Raw genomic sequence first — 6,306 nt, 5'->3', positions numbered from 1 at the left:
ACCCGCGAGGCCCACCACCCCCCCGTCGACCCACCCCCCCCCACGACACCCGCGGCCCGCCCCCGCCCCGCGGGGCCCCCCCGGGAGCGGTCAGTCGCCCTCGGCGGGCGCGACCACGGCCAGGGCCTCGACCTCCAGCAGGAACTCCGGCGCGATCAGGCCGGCCACCCGGACGGCGCTGCTGGCCGGCGGCCGCGCGGTGTCCACCACCTCGTCCCGGGCCGCCCGCAGCGCAGGGAGGAAGGCGGTGTCCGTGACGAAGAAGGTCAGTTTCACCACGTCCCGGAAGTCCGCACCGGCCGCGGCCAGGCACCGCCCGATGTTCGCGAACACCTGACGTGCCTGGGCGGCCGGGTCGTCCCGGCCGACCAGCTCGCCGTGCTCGTCCAGGGCCAGCTGCCCGGAGACCGCCACCAGCCGGCCGCTGCCGTGGACGACGTGGCTGTAGCCGCGGCCCGGCGCCAGGCCGGGCGGGGCCGCGACATGGGTGAGGTGGGGGGCCTGCGGGGACGGCGCGGATTCCTGCGACATGGCGGCACACACTCCGGTGGTCGGGGAAGGAGGGGCGGGGTCGGGCCGACGCGGTGTCAGGCCCGGTCGATGCGGGACCGCAGCGCGGCCGCCAGCCGGTCCGCGGCGTCCGGGTGGTGGTGCAGGAACAGCCGGGGCTCGGTCAGCTCCAGTTCGATCAGCAGCGGCGCGCCGTCGGTGCCCCGCACCAGGTCGACGCGGGCGTACAGCAGGTCGGCGCGCTCCGGCAGGGCGGCGAGCACCTGCTCGGCCACCGCCAGCTGGTCGGCGTCCGGCTGCCGGGTCTCGTCGGCGAAGCCGCCGTCCGCCCCGGCGAGCATCGGGCCGCGCCGCACCGCATGGCTGAACTCCCCGCCCAGGAAGAGGAGCGAGGTCTCGCCCTCGCCCTCCACCATCGACAGGTACGGCTGCACCATGGCCGTCCGCCCGGCCGCGGCCAGGGCCGCTGCGTGCGCCACCGCCGCCGCGCGCTCGGACGTCCGCAGGGTGTCCCGGGCGCCGACCGACACGGCCGGCTTCACCACCAGTTCGGGCCAGGGCGCGACTGCGTCGCCGAGCTGCTCGCCCGGGCCGACCCAGACCGTCGGCACGACCGGTACGCCGGCCCCGGAGAGCTCCCGCAGATACGTCTTGTCGGTGTTCCGCTCCAGCACCGGCGCCGGGTTGCACAGCCGGGTCAGCCCGGCCGCCCGGTGCGCCCAGGCCAGGAACTCGGGACGCCGGGTCGGGTAGTCCCAGGTGCTGCGGACCACGGCCGCCGCGTACCGCTCCCACTGCACCGCGGGGTCGTCCCAGACCGCGGCCTCCGCGGTCAGCCCGGCCCGCTCGAACGCCGCCAGGGCGACCGCGACCTCGGCGTCGGGGGCCCGGTGGCTGGTCACGTAGGCCACGGCGGGACGCGGGCGCGGATGCTGGGACACGTCGGACTCCGGCTGGTACGGGAAGGATCTTCGGGCACGAAGCCTCCGCCGCGCCGGTCCCGGCTGTCAACCGCGTTTCCGGCCGGACACGCCGGTGCGGGCATGCCGGGCTGTACCGGCCTCAGTCCAGGGCGAGTTCGCCGACCCGCTGGTCTCCGCTGGTCTCGCCGGTCGGCCGGAACCCGAGTCCGAGGTAGAAGTCCTCGGGGCCGTCCGCACCCGGGTGCCAGGTGGTGGTCAGCCGGGTGCCCCCGCGGCGGCGGATCTCGGCGCCCACCGCCCGGACGGCGAAGCGGCCGTACCCCCGGCCCTGCTCCCCGGCGGCGATGTTCAGGCGCCAGAGGCCCGAACGCAGGTCGGCGCCCCGGCCGTCGGCGGCGAAGTCGATGTCGAAGAAGGCCATCACGAACCCGACCGGCCGGCCCTCGTCGACGATCAGCCGCGGCCAGGCGAGATCGCCGTACGCGTAGGCCTCGGCGAGCGACTTCACGACCGGTGCGACCAGGTGCTGCTGGTCCGCCCGCACGCTCAGGCCGATCGCGGCGTCGACGTTCCCGGGCGTGATCTCTTCGAGGCGCGGCACAGTGATCATGGTCCAACCGTACGGCGTGCCGCCCGGAGCGCCCTGCGCGACAGCCCTTCCGCGCTCGGTCCTAGGCTGTCCGCCATGGGGGATCTCGTGGGGGACCGGGAGCTGGCACGCTCCGACGTGGTGGCGAACCGGACGATGAACCGGGAGCGGACGCTGTCCGGCGTGAACAGCTATGCGCGCGAGCTCGGCCTCGACCCGTCGGGGCGCCTGCAGACGCACCCGGGCGGCTGGCTGGACCTGTGCAGCGGCGAGGGGCGCGCGCTGCACGCCGCCGCGGACCTGGTGCCGGCGGGCACCGAGCTGGCCGGCGTCGACCTCGTCGGCCCACTCACCCCGGTGCCCGCCCGGACCGGAGCGCGCCTGGTGACCGCGTCGGTGGCGGACTGGCGGCCGGACCGCACCGACTGGGCGCTGATCACCTGTGTGCACGGCCTGCCGTACCTGGGCGACAAGTTGGGGCTGCTGGCGCGCTGGGCCGGCTGGCTCGCGCCGGACGGCCTGCTGGCGGTCACCTTCGACCCGGCCTCGATCCGCCGCCCGGACGGCAGGTCCGCCGCCCGTCCGGTGCTGGCGGCCCTCCGGGCAGCCGGCTTCGCGTACTCCTCGACCCGGCGGCTGCTCACGCTGGAGGGCGGCCGCGACCTGCCGGAGGAGTTCGCCGGCTTCCACTACCTGGGCGCCGACCCGGCGGCAGGCCCGAACTGGACCGGCCAGCCGGCGGTCGCCTCGGTCTACGCCTGACCCGGGCCGGCCCGGACCGGCGGCTTCGGAGAGGGACACCGTGCTCGGTGGGCGTCGAGCGGGTTCAGGCCAGGGTGAGCAGGCCGACCGCGACGGCGGCGGTGCCCAGGCCGAGGAGCTGGCCGCGGTGGATGCGTTCGGCGAGCACGGCGCGGGCGAGCAGCACGGTGCCCGCGGGGTAGAGGGCGGTGATCACCGCGACGACGGTGAGATTGCCGCTGCGTGCGGCGAGCAGGAACAGCAGGTTCGCCACCGAGTCCAGCGCGCCCGCGGCGGTGGACAGCCCGTAGGCGGGCCGTTCGGTCCCGAGTCTGTGGCGCAGCAGGCCCGCCGCCGCGAGGGTGACGACCGAGGAGACCCCGCGGCCGACGATCAGCGGAGCGACCCCGCTGTCCGTCGGCGCCTGGTGCAGGAAGATCAGCTGGAGCGCGATGGCGGCGCCGGCGCCGAGGGCCAGCAGCAGCGCGGTGCGCGAGGGCCGCGCCGACCCCGCGCCGTCGCCGGCGCTGACCATCACGACCGCGACCAGCGCGAGCGGCAGGCCCACCAGTCCGGCGGCGCCCAGGTGTTCGCCCTGCAGCAGCCCCACCGCGACCGGCAGCGCGGCGGACACCAGCGCGGTCACGGGCGACAGCACGTTCATCGGACCGATGGCCAGGGTGCGGTAGAGCAGGGCGAACGCGGCGGCCGAAGCGGCTCCGGAGGCCGCGCCCCAGCCGAGGGCGCCGGGGCCGAACGAGGCACCGAGGAACGGCCACAGCAGCAGTTCGACCGCGAGACTGGCCGGGGCGGCGATCATCACGGTGCGCAGCACGTGGGCCTTCCGGGCGCCGAGGCCGCCGAGGAAGTCGGCGCATCCGTAGGCGAGTGAGCTTCCGAGGGCCAGCAGCAGAGCGATCACGGCGCATCCCTTACCATTCAGTGGAACGACCGAACGGTACATCGGATCGACCAGTCGATGCCAATCAAACGACCGTACGGTGCACTGGAATGACCTGAGGGTGAGGATGTGATCAGGTGACCGAGACGGCGGCAGCCCTGCGGACGGTCGCGAACAACGTCAGGGCGGCCCGCACCCGCGCGGGCCTGTCCCTGGAGGAGCTCAGCCGGCGAGCCCAGGTCAGCAAGGGCGCTCTGGTGGGTCTCGAGAAGGCCCAGGGCAACCCCAACCTGGCCACCCTCGTCCGGCTCGCCGACACCCTCGGCATCTCGGTGTCCGCCCTGATGCAGGGGCCTTCCGAGGGCCGGGTGCGCATCGTGTCCGCCGACGCCGCGGCACCGCTGTGGACGGGTGGGCGCGGCGGCGAGGCCCGCCTCGTGCTGACGACCTCGGGCCCGGCCCCGGTCGAGATCTGGCGGTGGCGGCTGGAGCCCGGCGAGGAGTACCCCAGCCACCCCCACCAGGCCGGCGTCGTGGAGACCGTCAGCGTCATCTCCGGCCGGATGACCCTGGTCGTCGACGGTGCCGAGCACACCGTCGAAGCGGGCCAGACCGCCACCTTCGACGGGGACACCACCCACACCTACCGCGGCGCGGGCGCCGAGTCCTGCCACCTGATCATGACGGTCCACCTGCCGCCCGGTCCGGCCGCCGCACCCTGACCGGTGCCACGGGAGCAGAGCCCGCCGCCCACCGGACCGGCCGGTCGCCGGGCGGCCCGGGGCGTCGGCCGCTAGCGGGCCCGGCTCGCCAGTGCGCGCTCGGTGAGCTCCGCGAGCAGGCGCCGGCCCTCGGGCCAGTCGCCGAGGCCGGACTCGGAGTTGAGGTGCCCGTACGGGCCGAGGTCGACGGCGGGTGCGCCCCAGGCCGCGGCGAACTCGCGGGCGCGTTCGGCGCTGCACCAGGGGTCGTCGCTGCCGTGCACCACGACGGCCGGGAAAGGCAGGGGCCGCAGGGGCACCGGCCGGAAGCCGGCGAGTTCGGGCACGTCGGCGGCGTCGAGGTCGGGCGGTGCGACGAGCAGGGCGCCGAGGACGCCGGGCCGGGCCCCGCCGGCCGCCCAGTGGGCGACGGTGGCGCAGCCGAGGCTGTGCGCGACGAGGACGACGGGCCGCTCGGCCGCAGCGACCGCGCGGTCGAGCGCGGCCACCCAGTCGGCGAGGTCGGGGCGGTCCCAGTCCTGCTGGTGGACGCGCCGGAAGTCGCGTCCGGTCGCCTCCCAGCGGCTCTGCCAGTGCGCGGGACCGGAGTTCTGGTAGCCGGGCAGGACGAGGTGGAGCGGCTGGTCGGTGGTCACCGGTGCGGCCTCCTGGCGGGTCGGGTCGGGCTGGTCAGCGGGCGGGGGGAAGGACTTCCTCGACGGTGCTCGTCCCGGCACCCGGCCGGGACTCCCAGCGCCAGGACTCCTCGAGCCGCAGCCGCCCGTCGGCCATCCGGGTCAGCGCGCTGACGCAGTGTCCGCTGCTGGTGTCGCCCTGCCGGTTGAGGTGGACGTAGCGGAAGTCGAGGGTGTCGCCGACCCTGGTGCCGACCAGGTGCCCGTGGACGATGTCGCCGCCGCGGTAGGAGGCCCAGACCCGGCCGTCCTCCTCGCGGTAGGCGAAGCTGGTGTCGGCGTCGACCTCGCCGTGCTCGGCACGGCCGGCCGGCGCGAAGACCAGGCCGTCGAGGGATGGCAACATGGGCGTGCGCTCCTTCCGTGCGGGGCCTCAGTCGATCACGCGGGCGACACCGGCCGCCAACCGTTTCCGGATGCCGAGACGTCCCGGGCCGGTGGCGGGCCGGTGGCGGGCCGGTGGCGGACGGTGCCGGTGCGTCAGAGGACGGGCTGGACGTCCCCGGTGGTGGTGGTCCGGCCGCTGCCTCGGCCCGGCAGGTCGCCGGGCGGGATGCCGGGGTGGTGGGCGGCGCGGTCGCCGTCGGCGGGGCCGTGCGTCTCGCCGTCGCCGAACGCGATGCGCGAGACGATCCGGTAGCGGTCGCCGCGGTACACCGAGTGCACGTACTCGACGGCGCGGCCGGTCGCGTCGGCGGTCAGCCGCTCGAACAGCAGCGCCGGGGAGAGCGGCGGCACGCCCAGCAGTCGCGCCTCGTTCTCGCTGGTCACGGTGGGTTCGATGGACTGCACGGCTTCGCGGACCTGGATGCCGTGGCGTTCGCGCAACAGGTCGTAGAAGTCGCCGGACTCCATGTCCGCGGGTCTGAGCCCGGGCACCAGCACCGCGGGGATGTGCAGGTGCTCGATGGCCATCGGCTCGCCGTCGACGAGCCGCAGCCGCGCGATGTAAGTGAGGTCGGCGGCGGGGGAGACCCGCAGCCGGCGGCCGATCCGCGGGCCGGCCGGCACGGTGGAGAGCTCCAGGACCCGGCTGGCCCAGCTGCCGGCAGCGCGCGGCACGCTGAAGGCGCGGTCCTCCGGGGCCATCGCCATCTCCTGGGTGATCTTCGCCGGTGCGACGAACATGCCGCGGCCGTGCTCGCGGACGATCGAACCGGTGGCGACCAGTTCGTCGACGGCCGCGCGGAGCGTGGGGCGGGAGACGCCGAGCCGTTCGCAGAGCGTGCGCTCGGAGGGGATGGGG

Annotated in this window: 9 protein-coding genes; 2 read left to right on the top strand and 7 right to left on the bottom strand. The window is 75.7% G+C overall.

Annotated elements, in window-relative coordinates; genetic code table 11:
• Window positions 1-90: 90 nt before the first annotated feature.
• From ACFV0G_RS32815 to ACFV0G_RS32805, 3 genes are all read right to left on the bottom strand, one after another.
• Window positions 91-531 (bottom strand): RidA family protein, encoded by a 441-nt coding sequence (locus tag ACFV0G_RS32815; protein WP_380555888.1) that lies wholly within the window; start codon window positions 529-531, stop codon window positions 91-93.
• Between the two features lie 56 nt (window positions 532-587).
• Window positions 588-1,451 (bottom strand): RimK family alpha-L-glutamate ligase, encoded by an 864-nt coding sequence (locus tag ACFV0G_RS32810; protein ID WP_380555886.1) that lies wholly within the window; start codon window positions 1,449-1,451, stop codon window positions 588-590.
• A 121-nt stretch (window positions 1,452-1,572) separates the two neighbouring features.
• Window positions 1,573-2,043 carry a GNAT family N-acetyltransferase gene (locus tag ACFV0G_RS32805; RefSeq protein WP_380555884.1) on the bottom strand — a complete coding sequence of 157 codons (471 nt, stop codon included), beginning with the start codon at window positions 2,041-2,043 and terminating at the stop codon, window positions 1,573-1,575.
• A 75-nt stretch (window positions 2,044-2,118) separates the two neighbouring features.
• Here ACFV0G_RS32805 and ACFV0G_RS32800 point away from each other — a divergent pair, with 75 nt between their 5' ends.
• Entirely contained in the window at window positions 2,119-2,784 is a 666-nt protein-coding gene (locus tag ACFV0G_RS32800) for a class I SAM-dependent methyltransferase (RefSeq protein ID WP_380555882.1), read from the top strand.
• A gap of 64 nt (window positions 2,785-2,848) precedes the next feature.
• On the opposite strand, the gene ACFV0G_RS32795 is transcribed toward ACFV0G_RS32800, so the two are convergent.
• Window positions 2,849-3,685 carry an EamA family transporter gene (locus tag ACFV0G_RS32795; protein WP_380555880.1) on the bottom strand — a complete coding sequence of 279 codons (837 nt, stop codon included), beginning with the start codon at window positions 3,683-3,685 and terminating at the stop codon, window positions 2,849-2,851.
• A gap of 116 nt (window positions 3,686-3,801) precedes the next feature.
• Between ACFV0G_RS32795 and ACFV0G_RS32790 the strand changes: the two genes are divergently transcribed.
• Window positions 3,802-4,386 (top strand): helix-turn-helix domain-containing protein, encoded by a 585-nt coding sequence (locus tag ACFV0G_RS32790; protein WP_380555878.1) that lies wholly within the window; start codon window positions 3,802-3,804, stop codon window positions 4,384-4,386.
• Window positions 4,387-4,457: 71 nt separating this feature from the next.
• On the opposite strand, the gene ACFV0G_RS32785 is transcribed toward ACFV0G_RS32790, so the two are convergent.
• The 3 genes from ACFV0G_RS32785 to ACFV0G_RS32775 all read right to left on the bottom strand — a co-directional run.
• The gene (locus ACFV0G_RS32785; RefSeq protein ID WP_380555876.1) at window positions 4,458-5,021 is read right to left on the bottom strand and encodes an RBBP9/YdeN family alpha/beta hydrolase; all 564 of its coding nucleotides are present in this window, start codon (window positions 5,019-5,021) and stop codon (window positions 4,458-4,460) included.
• Window positions 5,022-5,055: 34 nt separating this feature from the next.
• Entirely contained in the window at window positions 5,056-5,406 is a 351-nt protein-coding gene (locus tag ACFV0G_RS32780; protein ID WP_380555874.1) for a hypothetical protein, read from the bottom strand.
• 134 nt (window positions 5,407-5,540) lie between these two features.
• On the bottom strand, window positions 5,541-6,306 hold a 766-nt coding region (locus ACFV0G_RS32775), incomplete at its 5' end, for a GntR family transcriptional regulator (RefSeq protein WP_380555872.1).

Source organism: Kitasatospora sp. NPDC059571, from assembly GCF_042735675.1.
In the GTDB taxonomy this organism is placed as follows: Bacteria; Actinomycetota; Actinomycetes; order Streptomycetales; family Streptomycetaceae; genus Kitasatospora.
Note: the sequence above shows the minus strand (reverse complement) of the source record. Positions and strands in the feature narration are given on the sequence as shown.

Excerpts from the sequence above, each read along its gene's own strand:
- ACFV0G_RS32815 (WP_380555888.1), bottom strand. The coding sequence starts at position 531 with ATGTCGCAGGAATCCGCGCCGTCCCCGCAGGCCCCCCACCTCACCCAT.
- ACFV0G_RS32800 (WP_380555882.1), top strand. The coding sequence starts at position 2,119 with ATGGGGGATCTCGTGGGGGACCGGGAGCTGGCACGCTCCGACGTGGTG.
- ACFV0G_RS32805 (WP_380555884.1), bottom strand. The coding sequence starts at position 2,043 with ATGATCACTGTGCCGCGCCTCGAAGAGATCACGCCCGGGAACGTCGAC.
- ACFV0G_RS32780 (WP_380555874.1), bottom strand. The coding sequence starts at position 5,406 with ATGTTGCCATCCCTCGACGGCCTGGTCTTCGCGCCGGCCGGCCGTGCC.